The sequence below is a fragment of the Pseudomonas guariconensis genome (assembly GCF_900102675.1).
Lineage (GTDB): Bacteria > Pseudomonadota > Gammaproteobacteria > Pseudomonadales > Pseudomonadaceae > Aquipseudomonas > Aquipseudomonas guariconensis.
Genome location: NZ_FMYX01000004.1, coordinates 130173 through 148417, shown reverse-complemented (window position 1 = coordinate 148417; position 18245 = coordinate 130173). Strand labels below are relative to the sequence as shown.

Sequence of the window (18245 nt, the reverse complement as noted above, 5' to 3'; positions counted from 1 at the left end):
GGTAGTTCATTCACCGGAAGTTTCCGTTTATCAAGACCATGGTCTAGAGCCATTCAGTACGAATTGCTCTCAAGATTGTATACAACCTTGATTTCGCAGACTAATCTTGTGGCCCTCTGCGCTTCTTCACTCCTGGAGTAAATCCCATGAAATCCTATGATGTGGTGATCATCGGCGGTGGCCCCGGCGGCTACAACGCAGCGATCCGCGCCGGCCAGCTGGGCATGAGCGTCGCCTGCGTCGAGGGCCGCTCGACCCTCGGCGGTACCTGCCTTAACGTTGGCTGCATGCCATCGAAAGCCTTGCTTCACGCCTCGGAGCTCTACGAGGCCGCCAGCGGCGAGGAATTCGCCCATCTGGGTATCGAGGTCAAGCCAACGCTGAACCTGGCCCAGATGATGAAGCAGAAGGACGAAAGCGTGACCGGCCTGACCAAGGGCATCGAGTACCTGTTCCGCAAGAACAAGGTCGACTGGGTCAAAGGCTGGGGCCGTCTTGACGGCGTGGGCAAGGTGATCGTGAAGGCCGAGGACGGCAGCGAAACCACCCTGCAAGCCAAGGACATCGTCATCGCCACGGGCTCCGAGCCGACTCCGCTGCCAGGCGTGACCATCGACAATAAACGCATCATCGACTCCACCGGCGCCTTGTCCTTGCCCCAGGTACCCAAGCATCTGGTGGTGATCGGCGCAGGCGTGATCGGCCTGGAGCTGGGCTCGGTCTGGCGTCGACTGGGCGCCGAGGTGACGGTCATCGAGTACCTCGACCGCATCTGCCCTGGCACCGACGAAGAGACCGCCAAGACCCTGCAGAAGGCCTTGGCCAAACAAGGCATGACCTTCAAGCTCGGCAGCAAGGTGACCCAGGCCACGCCATCCGCCGACAGCGTCAGCCTGACCCTCGAACCCGCCGCTGGCGGCGCAGCCGAAACCCTGCAAGCCGACTACGTGCTGGTGGCCATCGGCCGTCGTCCATACACCCAGGGCTTGAACCTGGAAAGTGCAGGCCTTGTCACAGACAAGCGCGGCATGCTGGCCAACGATCACCATCGCTCCTCGGTACCCGGCATCTGGGTGATCGGCGATGTCACCTCCGGCCCGATGCTCGCGCACAAGGCCGAAGACGAAGCGGTGTCGTGCATCGAGCGTATCGCCGGCAAGGCCCATGAGGTCAACTACAACCTGATCCCAGGTGTCATCTACACCCGTCCGGAGCTGGCCAGCGTCGGCAAGACCGAAGAGCAGCTCAAGGCCGAAGGCCGCGCCTACAAGGTGGGCAAGTTCCCCTTCACCGCCAACAGCCGCGCCAAGATCAACCACGAGACCGAAGGCTTCGCCAAGGTCATCGCCGACGCCAATACCGATGAAGTGCTCGGCGTGCATCTGGTCGGTCCAAGCGTGAGCGAAATGATCGGCGAGTTCTGCGTAGCCATGGAGTTCTCGGCCTCGGCTGAAGACATCGCCCTCACCTGCCACCCGCACCCGACCCGCTCCGAGGCCTTGCGCCAGGCAGCGATGAATGTCGATGGCATGGCGATGCAGATCTGACGACACGCACAGCGCATCGAGAAAAAACCGAGCACGGGGCGAACATTACGGTTCGCCCCTTCTTCTAGGATGCTCAAAAAGCGACAGAACGGCGGTACTCAGAGGTCGCGACGACCTGGCCGCGCTTGAGCACCATCAGGCGCGCCGGCAGATCGAGAATCACATCACGGACCGACTGCGTGTCGATCAGTACCAGGTCGGCATCATTCCCCACCGCCAGGCCGTGGTTCTTCAATCCCAGCGCTTTGGCTGGGCTTGTGGTGAGCATCGCAAGCACGGTCGCCTGATCATCCGCGCCCCCCAGATGGCAGGCCGAAAGGGCAAGCTGTGCGATGTTCAACAGATCACCCGTACCATAAGGCGTGAATGCATTGCGGATGTTGTTGGTCGCCAGGCAGACATTCACGCCTGCGTCGCGCAATGCCCTTACCGGCGTCAGAGCGCGACGCACATTATGACTGTCACCGCGGGCGCCCAGGTGCAGGTCGGTCGCTGGCAGGCACATGACACTGATACCCGCCTGACGCAGCAGATCGATAATCGCAGCCTGTCTATCCGGGGGAACCGCTCCCAGGCTGGTCAGGTGTCCTACGCAGACACGACCTTGATACCCCTGCTCGATGGTCTTTCGCGCGAGGTACTCGATGGTCATGTTCTCGGCGTCATCGGCGAAGTCCTGGTGCAAGTCGATATCTTTGTCGTACTGCTTGGCCAGCTCGAACACGAAGTCGATGTGCTCCAGCGGCGAAACATCGTTATACGGAATTCCCCCGACGACATCGGCCCCCTTCTCCATGGCCTGGACCATCATTTCCTTCATCCCAGGCAGCTTCAAGATCCCTTCCTGGGGGAAGGCGACCACCTGGATATCAATGACGTCACGGAATCGCTCGCGCAGTTCCAGCACCACATCCAACCCCGTGAAACCTTGTGAAGGGTCGAATTCGGCATGCGCACGCACATGGGTGCTGCCCGCCTGCACCAATGCACGCAGCACCTGGGTCGAACGCTCCAGAATATCTTCGCGAGTCAGGGTAGGCTTGAGCTCGGCGGTGACAGCGATCGCTTCCTGCAAGGTGCCAGAGCGATTGGCCTTGCGATGCATCACGTTGGCTTTTTCAAGGTGCAGGTGCCCTTCGACGAACCCAGGAATCAGCACATTGCCGTTGCCCTGCACTTCCTGCGTCGCCTGGACGGCAATGGTCGGTGCAATCTGCGCGATCTTGCCATCCAGCACCGCCACATCCGTCAGTGGCAGACTGTCGTCGATGCGTACATTTCGAAAGATCAAATCCATGCGTGTCATTCCTCGTTCAAAGGCCCGGCCACCCTGCGGCAGCCGGGTCATTGACCTGTGACCGAATCAGAAAGGCTTGGTCGGCAGGTACTTGCCGTCCAGGGTGATCACCGCGCGGGAGCCACCTTCTGGATCGTCGACCTTCTTCACGTCCAGCTTGAAGTTGATGGCGCTGATGATGCCGTCGCCGAACTTCTCATGGACCAGTGCCTTCAGGGTGGTGCCGTACACCTGCAGCATCTCGTAGAAGCGATAGATGGTCGGGTCAGTGGGGACACGGTTTTCGATGCTGCCACGCAGCGGGATGGTCTGCAGCAGCGCCACGGCATCAGCGTCGAGGCCCAGCTTGTCACCGACAACCTGTGCAGCTTCCGCAGGCAGTGGGTGCTGACCCAGCAGCGCGGCGGTGACGAACGCTTCGGACAGGCCGGTACCGTCAGTGATCTGAGCGAAGGACAGATCCTTGCGAGCCTTGGACAACAGGATGACTTCGGTCAGGGCTACGCGGGCATTCTGGCTGACTTGGGACTGGATCATGGTGATATCTCCGTTTGGGGGATGAAAGGGGTTCACACAGCGCGCTGAAGCTGATGGGCGACAGCACGGACATTAGGGTTGCTGGCCAGGGGCACGAACTGGCCGGTACGGCCATCGAAGGCGTCGATGCAGCCGCTCTCGATGTCGTAGATCCAGCCATGCAGCGCGACACGGCCCTCCTCGAGGGCCAGGCGTACGGATGGGTGCGTCTGGATGTTGGCCAACTGGGCAATCACGTTCTCGCGCACCATGGCCTCGACCTTCGCCTGCGGGTCCTTGTGGTTACGCGCCTCGTTCACCACCCGGGCGGAGTCGGCATAGCGCAGCCAACCGGCCACGGCAGGCATGTGGTCCAGGCATTTGCAGGTGGCGATGGCCGTCATGGCGCCACAATCGGAGTGGCCGCAGATCACGATGTCCGATACCTGCAACGCGGCGACGGCATATTCCACCGAAGCCGACACGCCACCCGGCTCAGGGCCATAAGAAGGCACGATGTTGCCGGCGTTGCGGATGACGAACAGATCACCTGGCTCGCGCTGGGTAACCAGCTCCGGTACCAGCCGGCTGTCCGAGCAAGAGATGAACAACGCCCGCGGGCTTTGCTGGGTCGCCAGGTTCTTGAACAGGCCCACACGCTCGGGGAAGGCGTCTCGCTGGAATTTCAGGAAACCGTCGATGATGTCTTTCATGGCTGACTCCTCAGGTCGCGATGCGATGAGGCAAAGGTTACGCAGCCCATTTCATAAGGTAAAAGTCTCATTTATGATGCACTGCATCAGTTAATCTTATGAGAACAACCCATGCTGGCACGGCATATCCAGTACTTCCTGGCCGTCGCGCAACACCAGAGCTTCACGCGGGCCGCGACAGCCCTGCACGTCTCCCAGCCGGCCCTGTCCCAGCAGGTCCGGCAATTGGAGGAAAGCCTTGGTGCGCAGTTGTTCGATCGCTCAGGCCGCACGACGCGGCTGACCGATGCCGGGGAGGTCTATCTGCGTTATGCACGACGGGCGTCTCAGGAATTGCAGGAGGGCAAGCGCGCCATTCATGACGTGGGCGACCTGAGCCGAGGCTCGCTGCGAGTGGCCGTCACCCCGACCTTCACCACCTATCTGGTAGGCCCGCTCGTCGAGGCATTCCACGGCCGCTATCCGAACATCACCTTGAACGTGCGTGAAATCGCCCAGGAGTACATGGAAGAACTCCTGCTATCCGATGAACTGGACGTCGGAATCGCGTTCGAAGAAGTGCACGCCCAAGACATCGACGCCTATCCGCTGCTGGTCGAAACCCTCGCCTTGGTGGTCGGCGCAAAGCATCCGCTGGCCGGGCAACACGCCATTGGACCAGAAGCCTTGAACGCCGAATCGCTGATCCTGCTCAGCAGCGAGTTCGCCACCCGCGAGCAGATCGACCGATACTGCCGCCAGCATGACATCCGCCCGCGTGTGCAAATGGAGGCCAATGCCATCAGCGCGGTCATCGAAGTGGTGCGCCGAACCACGCTGTCCACCCTGCTGCCCGCGACCATCGCCCTCGCCCACGACGAGCTGGTCGCCATCGAGCTGGACCCACTGCGACTCCAGCGCACCGCCGTGCTCATGCAGCGCAAGGGCGCGTATCAGAGCGCGGCGGCACGTGCGTTCATTGAAGTGGCCACCGAGGTCGCTGGCCACTTGGAGAAGCGCCCGGGCTAGAGAAGCGACCCTTCGCGAGCTGGCTGCTCGGTACATCGTCGCCCCACACATGCGGGAACATGATTCAGTCGCCAAAGGGTCGGTAGCATCGGTCCCATGGGCGAAGACGGCTGATACATCAAGGCCCTGTTGCTTGGTGACAGGTTCCTTTCCGTACGGCTTAGACGTAGCCTCTGACACTGGAATGACGCGTTCCCCGCAAGACAGGAGATCACTTGAGTGTCAGTAGAAAAATTATCATGAACAGACATTCCTCCTTGCCGCCTCTTAACGCGCTCAGGGTCTTCGAGGTGGTTACCCGCCATTTGAACTTCCGGCTGGCCGCCGAGGAGTTGGGAGTGACGCAGGCTGCTGTGGCGCAGCAAATTCGAGGGCTTGAGGCGATGCTCGAGTTGAAGCTGTTCGAGCGACTGCCCCGGGGCTTGCGTATGACGGATCCGGGTAGGACCTACAGCATTGCCATTCGTGAGGCCTTCGCCTTGATCAGCACAGCCACTGAGGCGCTCAAACCAGATGATCTGGATCTGACGGTGAGTGTCACGCCTACGTTTGCAGCGAAGTGGCTGATACCGAGACTGTCTTCGTTCTCAGCTGTGCACCCTCAGATCAATTTGCAGGTATTGGCCACTGACCGAATTTCGCAATTCCGACCTGATGGAGCGGACCTCGCTGTCCGTTACGGGCGAACGCCTTTCGAGAACATGCTCAATGCCAAACTTCTCTTGCCTGAACGTATCGTTGCGGTAGGTAGTCCGGCATTAATTGAAAAACTCGGTAGTCCAGAGCGCGTAGAGAAACTCCAGGAATACACACTGCTGCATGACGCACACAATTTTTGGCCAGCGTTCATTGAACAGGCCTTCCAAAGTGCCTTGCCCCTGCCCTTCAGAAATATACGGTTCAATCAGACGGTATTAGCTATCGAGGCAGCAGCAGCAGGACAAGGGTTGGCCTTGGCTAGCTACTACTTTGTCAAAGCCGATATAGAAGCAGGCAGATTAGCGCTGGCGATGACTCACCAGATGAGTTTGGAGAAAGCCTACTACCTGGTCTGGCCGCGAAACGCTCATCAGCCGGCGGCCCTTGAAACGGTGCGGGAATGGCTCATGGAGCAAGCCAGACTATAAAAAATCTACTGCATCGAAGAAGCGTTGATGTCTCTCTGCTGAGTGCTGGGCGGTGCTAGTCTCAATTCACCAACACCCCATCCACGCCTCACTCAGGAGGATGTATGTCAGTAGAAAAAGTAGCAATCGTCACTGCCGGCGGCAGCGGCATGGGAGCAGCAGCAGCACGTCGACTGGCTGCTGATGGCTTCAAGGTCGGTATCCTGTCGTCTTCGGGCAAAGGGGAAGCGCTGGCACAGGAACTGGGTGGTATTGGGATAACCGGTAGTAACCAGTCGAACGAAGACCTGCAACGCCTGGTCGACGCCGTCATTCAAAAATGGGGTCGTGTTGACGTATTGGTAAATAGCGCCGGCCACGGCCCCCGTGCGCCGATCCTCGAGATCAGCGATGAGGATTGGCATAAGGGTATGGAAACATACCTGCTCAACGTGATCCGCCCTACGCGACTGGTGACGCCCTACATGCAGCGTCAGAACGGCGGTGCGATCATCAACATTTCTACTGCCTGGGTGTTCGAGCCAAGCGAACTCTTCCCGACTTCGGCGGTATTCCGTGCCGGCCTGGCGTCGTTTAGTAAAATCTTTGCTGACAAGTATGCTGCCGACAACATTCGTATCAACAACGTGCTGCCTGGTTGGATCGACAGCCTCCCTGCAACGGAAGAGCGCCGTGAAGGTGTGCCGCTCAAGCGCTATGGCACCAGCGAGGAAATCGCCGCCACTATCGCCTTCCTTGCGAGCGAAGGGGCCGCCTACATCACCGGCCAGAACATCAAGGTCGACGGCGGGGTTACCCGCAGCGTCTGATGGCCTCAGGGTCGCGTGCATTACCCGACCCTTTTCCTTCGCACCTTGAATGTGGATCTTCGTGAGCGCAGCGCGGCTGTGTAACGGCTGCTCGTTTATCTTGAATTCCGAGCCAACGGTTTGGCCCAGAAACGGAAAGCCCCCGTAGATACGGGGGCTTATGCATTGTGTAGAACTTATTCCATACAGTCAGACGCTGAGAAATACATGGAAAGTCTTACTCCACCGTCACCGACTTGGCCAGGTTACGCGGCTGGTCGACGTCAGTGCCTTTGAGCACCGCCACGTAGTACGACAGCAACTGCAGTGGGATGGTGTAGACGATCGGCGCCAGCGCATCGATGACGTGCGGCACTTTGATCACATGGGTGCCCTCGCCGTTGCTCATGCCGGCGTTCTCGTCGGCGAACACGACCAACTGTCCGCCGCGGGCGCGGACTTCCTGCAGGTTGGACTTGAGCTTTTCCAGCAGCTCGTTGTTCGGTGCGACGGTCACCACCGGCATGTCGTTGTCTACCAGAGCCAATGGGCCGTGCTTGAGTTCACCGGCTGGGTAGGACTCAGCGTGGATGTAAGAGATCTCCTTGAGCTTGAGCGCTCCTTCCATGGCTACCGGGTACTGGGCGCCACGGCCCAGGAACAGGGTGTGGTGCTTGTCGGCGAACAGCTCGGCGGTCTTTTCGACGATGCTGTCCATCGCCAGGGCTTCACCCAGGCGGGTCGGCAGGCGGCGCAGTTCTTCCACCAGCTCGGCCTCGACGCCAGCCGGCAATGTGCCACGCACCTGTCCCAGTGCCAGGGTCAGCAGCATCAACGACACCAGCTGGGTGGTGAAGGCCTTGGTGGAGGCCACGCCGATTTCCGGGCCAGCCAGGGTCAGCAGGGTCAGGTCCGACTCGCGCACCAGCGAACTGATGCCCACGTTGCAGATCGCCAGGCTCCCCAGGAAGCCCAGCTCCTTGGCATTGCGCAGGGCGGCCAAGGTATCGGCGGTTTCACCGGACTGGGAGATGGAGACGAACAAGGTGTCCGGCTGCACCACTACCTTGCGGTAGCGGAACTCGCTGGCGACTTCGACCTGGCACGGGATGCCGGCCAGCTCTTCGAGCCAGTAACGGGCGACCATGCCGGCGTGGTAGCTGGTACCGCAGGCGACGATCTGGACATTGCGCACCTTGGCGAACAGCTCGGCGGCTTGCGGGCCGAAGGCCTGGACCATGACGTGGTCCTTGCCCAGGCGACCTTCCAGCGTGCGCTGGACGACGCTCGGCTGCTCGTGGATCTCCTTGAGCATGAAGTGGCGGTAGGCGCCTTTGTCCGCGGCTTCGGCCCCTTCGTGGTACTGCACGGTCTCACGCTGGACCTTGTGGCCGGCCTGGTCCCAGATGCTCACCTGGTCGCGGCGGATCTCGGCGATGTCGCCTTCTTCCAGGTACATGAAGCGGTCAGTGACCTGGCGCAGCGCCAATTGGTCGGAGGCCAGGAAGTTTTCACCCAGGCCCAGGCCAATCACCAGCGGGCTGCCACTGCGGGCGGCGACCAAGCGATCTGGCTGATGCTTGCTGATCAGCGCCAGGCCGTAGGCACCGTGCAGGCGTTGGACGGCGGCCTTGAGGGCGTCGGTAATGTCGGGGACGGATTCCAGGATGTGGTGAATCAGGTGCACGATGACTTCTGTATCGGTTTGCGAGGCGAAGACATAGCCCAGGCCCTTAAGTTCTTCACGCAGGGCTTCATGGTTCTCGATGATGCCATTGTGAACGACCGCCACATCATCGCCGGAGAAGTGCGGGTGAGCGTTGTGTTCGGTCGGCGCACCGTGGGTAGCCCAACGGGTGTGGGCGATGCCCAGCTGGCCTGCCAAGGGGTCGGCGGCAACAGCGGCTTCCAGCTCACTGACCTTGCCGATGCGACGGCGGCGCTCGAGAACGCCTTGGGCAGTCAGAACCGCCAGGCCGGCGCTGTCGTACCCGCGGTACTCCAGGCGCTTGAGGCCTTCGATGAGGATGGCAGTGATATTACGCTCGGCTACGGCACCGACGATTCCACACATGGTTATTGCTCCTGGCTGATCGCGGCGCAGATCAGATTGATGCCGCGGGCTTGAATCTGTTCGCGTGCCTCCAGCGGCAGGCGATCATCTGTAATAAGGGTGTTGACGCTGCCCCAGGGCAGCTCGAGGTTGGGGATCTTGCGCCCGACCTTGTCCGACTCGACCATTACGATCACTTCCCGGGCGACCTCCGCCATGACCCGGCTCAGGCCCAGCAGTTCATTGAAGGTCGTCGTGCCACGGGCTAGGTCGATGCCATCGGCACCGATGAACAGCTGGTCAAAATCGTAGGAACGCAGGACCTGTTCGGCGACCTGGCCTTGGAAGGATTCGGAATGGGGATCCCAGGTACCGCCGGTCATCAGCAACACCGGTTCGTGCTCCAGTTCGCTGATGGCGCGGGCCACATTCAGGGAGTTGGTCATCACCACCAGGCCGGGCTGGCGCCCCAACTGCGGGATCATGGCAGCGGTCGTGCTGCCGCTGTCAATGATGATGCGCGCGTGTTCACGAATCCGTCCTACAGCCGCCTTGGCAATCGCCTGCTTGTAGCTCGATACAGGCTGTACGGTCTCGACGAGCATTTCCTGTGGCACAGGGATGGCACCGCCATAGCGGCGCAGCAGAAGGCCATTGGATTCCAGCGCTGCTAAGTCCTTGCGAATGGTGACTTCGGAGGTTTCGAAACGCTTGGCCAACGCGTCCACGCTCACTTCGCCCTGTTCGTTGAGCAAAGCCAGAATGTTGTGGCGACGCTGAGGGGTATTTCGTTTCGACATTGGCGGCTTAAGTTTCGATTCGAAAGATAATGGTTGCAATCAAAACCTAAGGACAATCATTCGTCAAGCACTGCCTGCCGCATTTTGTCGGCTCAGTTACGCCGCTCAGTCGGGAGCGCCTTGTAGGTTGCGATTGGTTTTCCACAGATAGAAAAAAAGCCGGCTTATTCACATAAGCCGGCCTGTGCATAACTGACTGTGGATAAATCAACTCTTCTTGATTTTCTCAGGACGCTTCCAGCCATCGATATTGCGCTGGCGGGCACGGGCCACAGCCAACTGCTTGGTTTCGACCGTCTGGGTAATGGTCGAGCCGGCTGCGGTGGTTGCGCCGGACTGAATTTCCACCGGGGCTACCAGAGAGTTGTTGGAACCGATGAACACATCCTCGCCCATTACCGTCTTGAACTTGTTGGCGCCATCGTAGTTGCAGGTGATGGTGCCTGCGCCGATATTGGTACGCGCTCCGATCTGCGCATCGCCCAAATAAGTCAGGTGACCGGCCTTGGCGCCTTCACCCAGGTGGGCGTTCTTGAGCTCGACAAAGTTACCCACATGGGCCTTGGCGTCCAGCACACTGCCCGGACGCAGGCGAGCGAAGGGACCGGCATCGCTGCCCTCACCCATCACGGCCCCCTCGATATGACTGTTGGCCTTGATGATCGCGCCCTTGCGCAGGGTGCTGTCCTTGATCACGCAGTTGGGGCCGATCTGCACGTCGTCTTCGATGACCACCTTGCCTTCGAGGATCACGTTGATGTCGATCAGCACATCGCGACCAACGGTCACCTCGCCTCGCACATCGAAGCGCGACGGGTCACGCAGGGTCACGCCCTGGGCCATCAAACGACGGCCTTCGCGCAACTGATAATGACGCTCGAGCTCCGACAGCTGACGCCGGTCGTTGGCGCCTTGCACTTCCATCGGGTCATGAGGCTGCTCGGTGGCCACCACCAAGCCATCAGCCACGGCCATGGCGATCACATCGGTGAGGTAGTACTCGCCTTGAGCGTTGTTGTTGGATAAACGGCTCATCCAGTCGGCCAGGCGTGCCGCCGGCATGGCCAGGATGCCGGTGTTACCTTCCTTGATCGTTTTCTGCGCATCGCTGGCATCCTTGTGCTCCACGATGGCCATCACCTGGCCCTGGGCATCACGAACGATGCGGCCATAACCAGTCGGGTCCTCCAGATCGACGGTCAGCAGGCCCAGCTGGTTGGCGCTGACCTTGGCCAGCAGGCGCTGCAGGGTTTCGACCTCGATCAACGGCACATCGCCATAAAGCACCAGTACGGTGTCAGCAGTGATCGCTGGCAGAGCCTGGGCAACAGCGTGGCCGGTACCCAGCTGTTTGTCCTGCATCACGAAGTTCAGGTCGTCGGCGGCCAGACGCTCACGCACCAACTCCGCGCCATGGCCAATAACCACGTGAATGCCCGTGGGCTTGAGCTGTCGGGCGCTGTGGATAACATGGCCAAGCATGGAGTTGCCAGCAACCGGATGCAGAACCTTGGGCAGCGCCGAACGCATGCGGGTGCCTTGGCCTGCGGCGAGAATAACGATATCGAGAGACATTGACTGGCTACCAATCCTGGGCGGTCAGTGACATGACCGGTATATGAAGGACAAAAAGAAAAAGGGTAGCCGATGGCTACCCTTTTTCTCAATCTGCATGAAGCCTGCGGTATCAGCCGCCGAACTTCTTGCGGATCTGCTGGACGGTACGCAGCTGAGCTGCGGCCTCGGCCAGACGTGCGGATGCGGCACTGTAGTCGAAATCCGCGCCTTTCTCATGCAGGGCCTTCTCAGCAGCCTTGACGGCATCCTGAGCGGAGGCTTCGTCCAGGTCGGCGGCACGTTGCACGGTATCGGCGAGTACCTTGACCATGTTCGGCTGCACTTCCAGGAAACCACCGGAGATGTAGAACACCTCGCGATCGCCACCCTGCTTGGTCAGCGTGATCGGACCTGGTTTCAGATTGGTGATCAGCGGCGCGTGGCCTGGAGCGATACCCAGATCGCCCAGGTTGCCGTGCGCAACCACCATCTCGACCAGACCGGAGAAGATTTCTCCTTCCGCGCTGACGATATCGCAATGGACTGTCATAGCCATCTGCTTGCCTCAACCTGATTAGCGCCCCTTTCGGGGCGCCGGGATTACAGTTTCTTGGCTTTCTCGATCGCTTCGTCGATGCTGCCGACCATGTAGAACGCTTGTTCTGGCAGGTGGTCGTAGTCACCTTTGAGGATGCCGCTGAAGCCAGCGATGGTGTCTTTCAGGGAAACGTACTTGCCTGGCGAACCGGTGAAGACTTCGGCCACGAAGAACGGCTGCGACAGGAAGCGCTGGATCTTACGAGCGCGGGCAACCAGTTGCTTGTCGGCTTCGGACAGTTCGTCCATACCCAGGATCGCGATGATGTCCTTCAGCTCTTTGTAGCGCTGCAGAACATACTGAACCTGACGGGCAGTTTCGTAGTGCTCGTTGCCGATCACGTTCGGGTCCAGCTGGCGCGAAGTCGAGTCCAGTGGGTCGACCGCTGGGTAGATACCCAGGGAGGCGATGTCACGGGACAGAACGACGGTGGCGTCCAAGTGGGCGAAGGTGGTGGCTGGCGACGGGTCGGTCAGGTCGTCCGCAGGTACGTATACGGCCTGGATCGAGGTGATCGAACCTTCTTTGGTCGAAGTGATACGTTCTTGCAGAACGCCCATCTCTTCGGCCAGGGTCGGCTGGTAACCTACTGCCGAAGGCATACGGCCCAGCAGTGCGGATACTTCGGTACCGGCCAGGGTGTAACGATAGATGTTGTCGACGAACAGCAGAACGTCGTTACCTTCGTCACGGAACTTCTCAGCCATGGTCAGACCGGTCAGCGCTACGCGCAGACGGTTTCCTGGTGGCTCGTTCATCTGACCGTAGACCAGTGCTACTTTGTCGAGAACGTTGGAGTCCTTCATCTCGTGGTAGAAGTCGTTACCCTCACGAGTACGCTCACCCACACCGGCGAACACGGAGTAACCGCTGTGCTCGATGGCGATGTTACGGATCAGTTCCATCATGTTGACGGTCTTGCCGACACCGGCACCACCGAACAGACCCACCTTACCACCCTTGGCGAACGGGCAGACCAGGTCAATTACCTTGATGCCGGTTTCCAGCAGGTCGTTGCCGCCTGCCTGGTCAGCGAACGAAGGCGCCTTCTGGTGGATACCACGGCGCTCTTCCTCGCCGATCGGGCCAGCTTCGTCGATCGGGTTGCCCAGAACGTCCATGATACGGCCCAGGGTGGCCTTACCGACTGGAACAGAGATGGCAGCACCGGTGTCGACGACATCCAGACCGCGCTTCAGGCCTTCGGTGGAGCCCATCGCAATGGTACGAACCACGCCGTCGCCCAGCTGCTGCTGAACTTCGAGGGTGGTTTCCGCGCCTTGTACTTTCAGCGCGTTGTAAACACTCGGCACGACGTCACGTGGGAATTCCACGTCGATGACGGCGCCGATGATTTGAACGATACGTCCGCTACTCATAGCTGGATCCTCTGAATATTTGAACCGTTAAACCGCGGCAGCGCCGCCGACGATTTCCGAGATCTCCTGGGTGATCGCAGCCTGACGCGCCTTGTTGTAGATCAGCTGGAGTTCGCTGATCAAATCACCGGCGTTGTCTGTGGCGTTCTTCATGGCGATCATCCGGGCCGCTTGTTCAGCAGCGTTGTTCTCGACCACCGCCTGGTACACCTGCGACTCCACGTAACGCACCATCAAGCCGTCCAGCAGCTCTTTTGCGTCGGGTTCGTACAGGTAGTCCCAGTGATGCTTGAGATCCTGATCCGGGGTTGCCACCAACGGTACCAATTGCTCGACCGTCGGTTTTTGGGTCATGGTGTTGATGAACTTGTTCGAAACCACCGAGAGGCGATCGATACGGCCGTCCAGGTAGGCGTCCAGCATCACTTTGACGGAGCCGATCAGATCGTTGATCGATGGCTCTTCGCCCAGGTGGCTGATCGCGGCTACTACGTTGCCGCCAAAGATGCGGAAGAAAGTCGCACCCTTGCTGCCGATCACGCACAGGTCGATTTCAACGCCCTGTTCGCGGTTCTCGTTCATGTCCTTGACCAGGGCCTTGAACAGGTTGGTGTTCAAGCCACCGCACAGACCACGGTCACTGCTCACCACGATATAACCGGCGCGCTTTACAGGGCGCTCGATCATGAACGGGTGGCGGTATTCCGGGTTGGCGTTGGCCAGATGACCGATCACCTGGCGGATACGCTCCGCGTAAGGACGGCTAGCAGCCATGCGCAGTTGTGCCTTGCGCATCTTGCTGACCGCCACTTTCTCCATGGCGCTGGTAATTTTTTGCGTGCTTTTGATGCTCGCAATCTTACTGCGAATCTCTTTTGCGCCTGCCATGTATCACCTATCAGGTTAGCAAGCGGGGGCCGGAGCCCCCACTGCGGCTTACCAGGTCTGGGTGGCCTTGAACTTCTCGATACCGGCTTTGATGCCAGCGTCGATTTCGTCGTTGAAGTCACCCTTCACGTTGATCTTGGCCATCAGTTCGGCGTGATCACGGTTGAAGTAGGCGATCAGTGCTTGCTCGAAGCTACCGACCTTGGAGACTTCTACGTCGGTCAGGAAGCCACGCTCAGCGGCGTACAGCGACAGCGCCATGTCCGCGATGGACATCGGAGCGTACTGCTTCTGCTTCATCAGCTCGGTAACGCGCTGACCATGCTCCAGCTGCTTGCGAGTAGCCTCGTCCAGGTCAGAAGCGAACTGGGCGAATGCAGCCAGTTCACGGTACTGAGCCAGAGCGGTACGGATACCACCGGACAGCTTCTTGATGATCTTGGTCTGGGCGGCACCACCAACACGGGATACCGAAACACCGGCGTTAACTGCAGGGCGGATGCCCGAGTTGAACATGGCCGATTCCAGGAAGATCTGACCGTCGGTGATCGAGATCACGTTGGTCGGAACGAACGCGGAAACGTCGCCAGCCTGGGTTTCGATGATCGGCAGAGCGGTCAGGGAACCGGTCTTGCCAGTCACGGCACCGTTGGTGAACTTCTCGACGTACTCTTCGGAAACGCGAGATGCACGCTCCAGCAGACGGGAGTGGAGATAGAACACGTCGCCTGGGTACGCTTCACGTCCTGGCGGACGGCGCAGCAGCAGGGAGATCTGACGGTAGGCAACGGCCTGCTTGGACAGGTCATCGTAAACGATCAGTGCGTCTTCACCGCGGTCACGGAAGTATTCGCCCATGGTGCAGCCGGCGTACGGGGCCAGGAACTGCAGTGCGGCGGATTCCGAGGCGCTGGCGGCAACAACGATGGTGTTGGCCAGGGCGCCGGCTTCTTCCAGCTTGCGAACGACGTTGGCGATGGTCGACTGCTTCTGGCCGACGGCCACGTAAACGCAGAAGATACCGCTGTTTTTCTGGTTGATGATCGCATCGACCGCCATAGCGGTCTTACCGATCTGACGGTCACCAATGATCAGCTCGCGCTGGCCACGGCCAACCGGGATCATGGCGTCGACCGATTTGTAGCCAGTCTGTACAGGCTGGTCTACCGATTTACGCCAGATAACGCCCGGAGCGACCTTCTCGACCGCGTCGGTTTCGGTGGTGGTCAGAGGACCTTTACCATCGATAGGGTTGCCCAGCGCGTCAACGACGCGGCCCAGCAGGCCCTTGCCGACCGGCACTTCGAGGATGCGACCGGTGCACTTGGCGCTCATGCCCTCGGCGAGGGAGGTGTACGCACCCAGTACCACCGCACCTACGGAGTCTTGCTCCAGGTTCAGTGCCATACCGTATACGCCGCCCGGGAACTCGATCATTTCGCCGTACATAACGTCGGCCAGACCGTGGATCCGCACGATACCGTCGGAAACGCTTACGACGGTACCTTCGTTACGGGCTTGGGAGCCGACATCGAGCTTCTCGATGCGACCCTTGATGATTTCACTAATTTCGGAAGGATTGAGTTGCTGCATTGCTCTGCTGCCCCTTCAAACTCAAGATTTCAATGCTTCGGCCAGTTTCGCGATCTTGCCGCGAACCGAGCCATCGATTACCAGGTCGCCGGCGCGGATGACGACGCCGCCGATCAGGCTGGCATCCTCCGACGCGTGCAGGCGCACTTCCCGGCTGAGCCGTGCACTGAGAACCTTGGCGAGTTTGTCTTGCTGTTCTTGGTTCAACGCAAAAGCACTGGTGACTTCCACGTCCACGGATTTCTCTTGCTCGGCCTTGTACAGGTCGAAAAGAGCGGCAATCTCCGGCAGGAGCAGGAGACGGTCGTTTTCCGCGGCAACATGAATGAAATTCTGTGCCTGTGCATCGAACTTGTCACCGCACACTTCAATGAATGCGGCGGCCTTTTCTGCGCTTGTCAGTCGCGGGGCCTTGAGCAGGCGCTGCATGGTGTCGTCTTCCGACACCGCAGCAGCCAGGCCGAGCATGGCTGACCAATTGGCCAGTTGCTGATGGGCCTGGGCGTGCTCAAAGGCAGCCTTAGCGTAAGGTCGGGCCAACGTGGTCAGTTCTGCCATGATCGCCCTCGCTTAAATTTCAGCGGCCAGTTTGTTAACCAGCTCCGCATGCGCGTTTTGATCGATTGTGGCGCCAAGGATCTTTTCAGCACCGCCAACGGCCAGGGCACCCACTTGGGCACGCAGGGCGTCTTTGACGCTGTTGAGTTCCTGTTCGATCTCGGCTTGAGCCTGAGCCTTCACACGGTCAGCTTCGACGCGAGCCTGTTCACGGGCTTCCTCGACAAGCTGAGCAGCGCGTTTCTTGCTTTGCTCAATGATTTCGGCTGCCTGTGCCTTTGCTTCACGCAGTTGCTGACCCGCTTTCTCTTGGGCCAGCTCCAGGTCGCGAGCTGCGCGGTTGGCAGCGTCCAAGCCGTCGGCAATCTTCTTCTGGCGCTCTTGCAGAGCAGTGATGACCGGAGGCCATACGTACTTCATGCAGAAGAGCACAAAAATCAGGAAAGCAACGGATTGGCCAATCAGGGTTGCATTAATGTTCACGCCAACACCTCGCTCGGTCTTTGTCCATCACACCAATCAACTCGTAGAAACGAGTGATTAGCCGGCGATCTGACCAACGAAGGGGTTCGCGAAGGTGAAGAACAGAGCGATACCAACACCGATCATGGTTACGGCGTCGAGCAGACCGGCAACGATGAACATTTTGACCTGCAGCATCGGAACCATCTCAGGCTGACGAGCAGCGCCTTCCAGGAACTTGCCGCCCAGCAGGCCGAAACCAATGGCGGTACCCAGAGCACCCAGGCCGATCAGCAGAGCAACAGCGATAGCGGTCAGACCAACTACAGTTTCCATCTTTCCTCCCGACTTTTACGTCGTATTGGTTAGGTTTTTAGTTTGAAGCGGTAAAACAAATCGTTTGGTACAGCGGTGCCCTTGCGGACGTTTTCAGCCTTCCCCCCAAACAGGCAGGGAAGGCTATCAGACACGCCAGGCGGTCTTAATGGTTATCTTCGTGAGCCATCGACAGGTAGACGATGGTGAGCATCATGAAGATGAAGGCTTGCAGGGTGATGATCAGGATGTGGAACACAGCCCACGCCCACTGCAGCACCACACCCAGGCCGCTGAGCCAGAGGATGCCGGCGCCGAACATCACGGCGATCAGGATGAACACCAGTTCGCCGGCGTACATGTTGCCGAACAGACGCAGTGCCAGCGAGATCGGTTTGGCGATCAAGGTGACGAATTCCAGCAGGAAGTTCACAGGGATCAGCAGGATCTGAACGAAGATGTTCTTGCTGCCGAACGGGTGCAGGGTCAGCTCACCGATGAAGCCGCCCAGGCCCTTGACCTTGATGCTGTAGAAAATGATGAGGGCGAACACGCAGAAGGCCATGGCCAGGGTCGCGTTCGGGTCGGTGGTCGACACGGCACGGAACGGAATGTGCGGGTCGCCAGAGATCAGGATGGCCAGCTGCGGAATCCAGTCGACCGGTACCAGGTCGATGGCGTTCATCAGGAACACCCAGACGAAGATGGTCAGCGCCAGTGGGGCGATCACCGGGCTACGGCCATGGAAGGAATCCTTCACGCTGCCGTTGACGAAGTCCACCAGCACTTCGACGAAGTTCTGCAGACCGCCAGGCTGGCCGGAAGTCGCCTTCTTGGCTGCCATGCGGAAGATGAACAGGAAGATCAGACCCAGCGCGACGGACCAACCCAGGGTGTCCAGGTGGAACGCCCAGAAGCCCATTGCCTTGGCTTCTGCAGCCGAATGGGCGAAGCCCCAGCTGCCGTCTGGTAGTTGACCGTAGGTCAGGTTCTGCAAGTGGTGCTGGATATAGCCCGAAGCGGTTTCTGCTGCCATGGTTGCCTCA

General features: G+C 59.6%; 18 protein-coding genes. 4 read left to right on the top strand and 14 right to left on the bottom strand.

What is annotated here, in order from left to right; translation table 11 throughout:
* Positions 1 to 146 precede the first annotated feature (146 nt).
* Positions 147 to 1547, top strand: coding sequence for a dihydrolipoyl dehydrogenase (gene lpdA / locus BLS27_RS08565; protein WP_043210005.1), 1401 nt, complete (start codon positions 147 to 149; stop codon positions 1545 to 1547).
* A 73-nt stretch (positions 1548 to 1620) separates the two neighbouring features.
* Here the strand turns inward: lpdA and BLS27_RS08560 are convergent, their stop codons facing one another.
* From BLS27_RS08560 to BLS27_RS08550, 3 genes are all read right to left on the bottom strand, one after another.
* A complete protein-coding gene (locus tag BLS27_RS08560; RefSeq protein ID WP_043210006.1) occupies positions 1621 to 2844 on the bottom strand; it encodes an amidohydrolase family protein in 1224 nt (407 codons plus the stop codon).
* Between the two features lie 66 nt (positions 2845 to 2910).
* Entirely contained in the window at positions 2911 to 3381 is a 471-nt protein-coding gene (gene cynS, locus BLS27_RS08555; protein WP_043210009.1) for a cyanase, read from the bottom strand.
* Positions 3382 to 3413: 32 nt separating this feature from the next.
* Complete coding sequence (locus BLS27_RS08550; RefSeq protein WP_043210011.1) at positions 3414 to 4073, bottom strand: carbonic anhydrase; 660 nt, start codon at positions 4071 to 4073, stop codon at positions 3414 to 3416.
* 111 nt (positions 4074 to 4184) lie between these two features.
* Here BLS27_RS08550 and cynR point away from each other — a divergent pair, with 111 nt between their 5' ends.
* The 3 genes from cynR to BLS27_RS08535 all read left to right on the top strand — a co-directional run bounded on the left by cynR (position 4185) and on the right by BLS27_RS08535 (position 7017).
* Positions 4185 to 5081, top strand: coding sequence for a transcriptional regulator CynR (gene cynR / locus BLS27_RS08545; RefSeq protein WP_090344147.1), 897 nt, complete (start codon positions 4185 to 4187; stop codon positions 5079 to 5081).
* A gap of 239 nt (positions 5082 to 5320) precedes the next feature.
* Entirely contained in the window at positions 5321 to 6208 is an 888-nt protein-coding gene (locus BLS27_RS08540) for a LysR substrate-binding domain-containing protein (RefSeq protein ID WP_090344145.1), read from the top strand.
* A 104-nt stretch (positions 6209 to 6312) separates the two neighbouring features.
* Positions 6313 to 7017: an SDR family oxidoreductase gene (locus BLS27_RS08535; protein WP_090344143.1), complete on the top strand. Its 705-nt coding sequence runs from the start codon at positions 6313 to 6315 to the stop codon at positions 7015 to 7017.
* A 217-nt stretch (positions 7018 to 7234) separates the two neighbouring features.
* Here the strand turns inward: BLS27_RS08535 and glmS are convergent, their stop codons facing one another.
* The 11 genes from glmS to atpB form a co-directional block, all read right to left on the bottom strand.
* Positions 7235 to 9070, bottom strand: a complete 1836-nt coding sequence (gene glmS / locus BLS27_RS08530; protein ID WP_090344141.1) for a glutamine--fructose-6-phosphate transaminase (isomerizing) — start codon at positions 9068 to 9070, stop codon at positions 7235 to 7237.
* 2 nt (positions 9071 to 9072) lie between these two features.
* On the bottom strand, positions 9073 to 9849 hold the full coding sequence (locus BLS27_RS08525) for a DeoR/GlpR family DNA-binding transcription regulator (protein WP_043214182.1): 777 nt from the start codon (positions 9847 to 9849) through the stop codon (positions 9073 to 9075).
* Positions 9850 to 10056: 207 nt separating this feature from the next.
* Positions 10057 to 11424 (bottom strand): bifunctional UDP-N-acetylglucosamine diphosphorylase/glucosamine-1-phosphate N-acetyltransferase GlmU, encoded by a 1368-nt coding sequence (glmU, locus tag BLS27_RS08520; RefSeq protein WP_043214183.1) that lies wholly within the window; start codon positions 11422 to 11424, stop codon positions 10057 to 10059.
* A 112-nt stretch (positions 11425 to 11536) separates the two neighbouring features.
* On the bottom strand, positions 11537 to 11962 hold the full coding sequence (locus tag BLS27_RS08515; RefSeq protein WP_043214185.1) for a F0F1 ATP synthase subunit epsilon: 426 nt from the start codon (positions 11960 to 11962) through the stop codon (positions 11537 to 11539).
* Positions 11963 to 12006: 44 nt separating this feature from the next.
* Positions 12007 to 13383 carry a F0F1 ATP synthase subunit beta gene (gene atpD / locus BLS27_RS08510; RefSeq protein WP_023383132.1) on the bottom strand — a complete coding sequence of 459 codons (1377 nt, stop codon included), beginning with the start codon at positions 13381 to 13383 and terminating at the stop codon, positions 12007 to 12009.
* Between the two features lie 27 nt (positions 13384 to 13410).
* Positions 13411 to 14271, bottom strand: a complete 861-nt coding sequence (gene atpG / locus BLS27_RS08505; protein ID WP_023383133.1) for a F0F1 ATP synthase subunit gamma — start codon at positions 14269 to 14271, stop codon at positions 13411 to 13413.
* Between the two features lie 48 nt (positions 14272 to 14319).
* Positions 14320 to 15864 carry a F0F1 ATP synthase subunit alpha gene (gene atpA, locus BLS27_RS08500; protein WP_043214188.1) on the bottom strand — a complete coding sequence of 515 codons (1545 nt, stop codon included), beginning with the start codon at positions 15862 to 15864 and terminating at the stop codon, positions 14320 to 14322.
* Between the two features lie 21 nt (positions 15865 to 15885).
* The gene (locus BLS27_RS08495; protein WP_043214190.1) at positions 15886 to 16422 is read right to left on the bottom strand and encodes a F0F1 ATP synthase subunit delta; all 537 of its coding nucleotides are present in this window, start codon (positions 16420 to 16422) and stop codon (positions 15886 to 15888) included.
* A 12-nt stretch (positions 16423 to 16434) separates the two neighbouring features.
* Positions 16435 to 16905, bottom strand: a complete 471-nt coding sequence (locus tag BLS27_RS08490; RefSeq protein ID WP_023383136.1) for a F0F1 ATP synthase subunit B — start codon at positions 16903 to 16905, stop codon at positions 16435 to 16437.
* Between the two features lie 57 nt (positions 16906 to 16962).
* Positions 16963 to 17220, bottom strand: coding sequence for a F0F1 ATP synthase subunit C (gene atpE, locus BLS27_RS08485; RefSeq protein WP_003097235.1), 258 nt, complete (start codon positions 17218 to 17220; stop codon positions 16963 to 16965).
* 145 nt (positions 17221 to 17365) lie between these two features.
* Entirely contained in the window at positions 17366 to 18235 is an 870-nt protein-coding gene (gene atpB, locus BLS27_RS08480) for a F0F1 ATP synthase subunit A (RefSeq protein ID WP_023383137.1), read from the bottom strand.
* Between the last annotated feature and the right edge of the window lie 10 nt (positions 18236 to 18245).

Excerpts from the sequence above, each read along its gene's own strand:
- lpdA (WP_043210005.1), top strand. The coding sequence starts at position 147 with ATGAAATCCTATGATGTGGTGATCATCGGCGGTGGCCCCGGCGGCTAC.
- BLS27_RS08560 (WP_043210006.1), bottom strand. The coding sequence starts at position 2,844 with ATGGATTTGATCTTTCGAAATGTACGCATCGACGACAGTCTGCCACTG.
- cynS (WP_043210009.1), bottom strand. The coding sequence starts at position 3,381 with ATGATCCAGTCCCAAGTCAGCCAGAATGCCCGCGTAGCCCTGACCGAA.
- BLS27_RS08550 (WP_043210011.1), bottom strand. The coding sequence starts at position 4,073 with ATGAAAGACATCATCGACGGTTTCCTGAAATTCCAGCGAGACGCCTTC.
- cynR (WP_090344147.1), top strand. The coding sequence starts at position 4,185 with ATGCTGGCACGGCATATCCAGTACTTCCTGGCCGTCGCGCAACACCAG.
- BLS27_RS08540 (WP_090344145.1), top strand. The coding sequence starts at position 5,321 with ATGAACAGACATTCCTCCTTGCCGCCTCTTAACGCGCTCAGGGTCTTC.
- BLS27_RS08535 (WP_090344143.1), top strand. The coding sequence starts at position 6,313 with ATGTCAGTAGAAAAAGTAGCAATCGTCACTGCCGGCGGCAGCGGCATG.
- glmS (WP_090344141.1), bottom strand. The coding sequence starts at position 9,070 with ATGTGTGGAATCGTCGGTGCCGTAGCCGAGCGTAATATCACTGCCATC.
- BLS27_RS08525 (WP_043214182.1), bottom strand. The coding sequence starts at position 9,849 with ATGTCGAAACGAAATACCCCTCAGCGTCGCCACAACATTCTGGCTTTG.
- glmU (WP_043214183.1), bottom strand. The coding sequence starts at position 11,424 with ATGTCTCTCGATATCGTTATTCTCGCCGCAGGCCAAGGCACCCGCATG.
- BLS27_RS08515 (WP_043214185.1), bottom strand. The coding sequence starts at position 11,962 with ATGGCTATGACAGTCCATTGCGATATCGTCAGCGCGGAAGGAGAAATC.
- atpD (WP_023383132.1), bottom strand. The coding sequence starts at position 13,383 with ATGAGTAGCGGACGTATCGTTCAAATCATCGGCGCCGTCATCGACGTG.
- atpG (WP_023383133.1), bottom strand. The coding sequence starts at position 14,271 with ATGGCAGGCGCAAAAGAGATTCGCAGTAAGATTGCGAGCATCAAAAGC.
- atpA (WP_043214188.1), bottom strand. The coding sequence starts at position 15,864 with ATGCAGCAACTCAATCCTTCCGAAATTAGTGAAATCATCAAGGGTCGC.
- BLS27_RS08495 (WP_043214190.1), bottom strand. The coding sequence starts at position 16,422 with ATGGCAGAACTGACCACGTTGGCCCGACCTTACGCTAAGGCTGCCTTT.
- atpE (WP_003097235.1), bottom strand. The coding sequence starts at position 17,220 with ATGGAAACTGTAGTTGGTCTGACCGCTATCGCTGTTGCTCTGCTGATC.
- atpB (WP_023383137.1), bottom strand. The coding sequence starts at position 18,235 with ATGGCAGCAGAAACCGCTTCGGGCTATATCCAGCACCACTTGCAGAAC.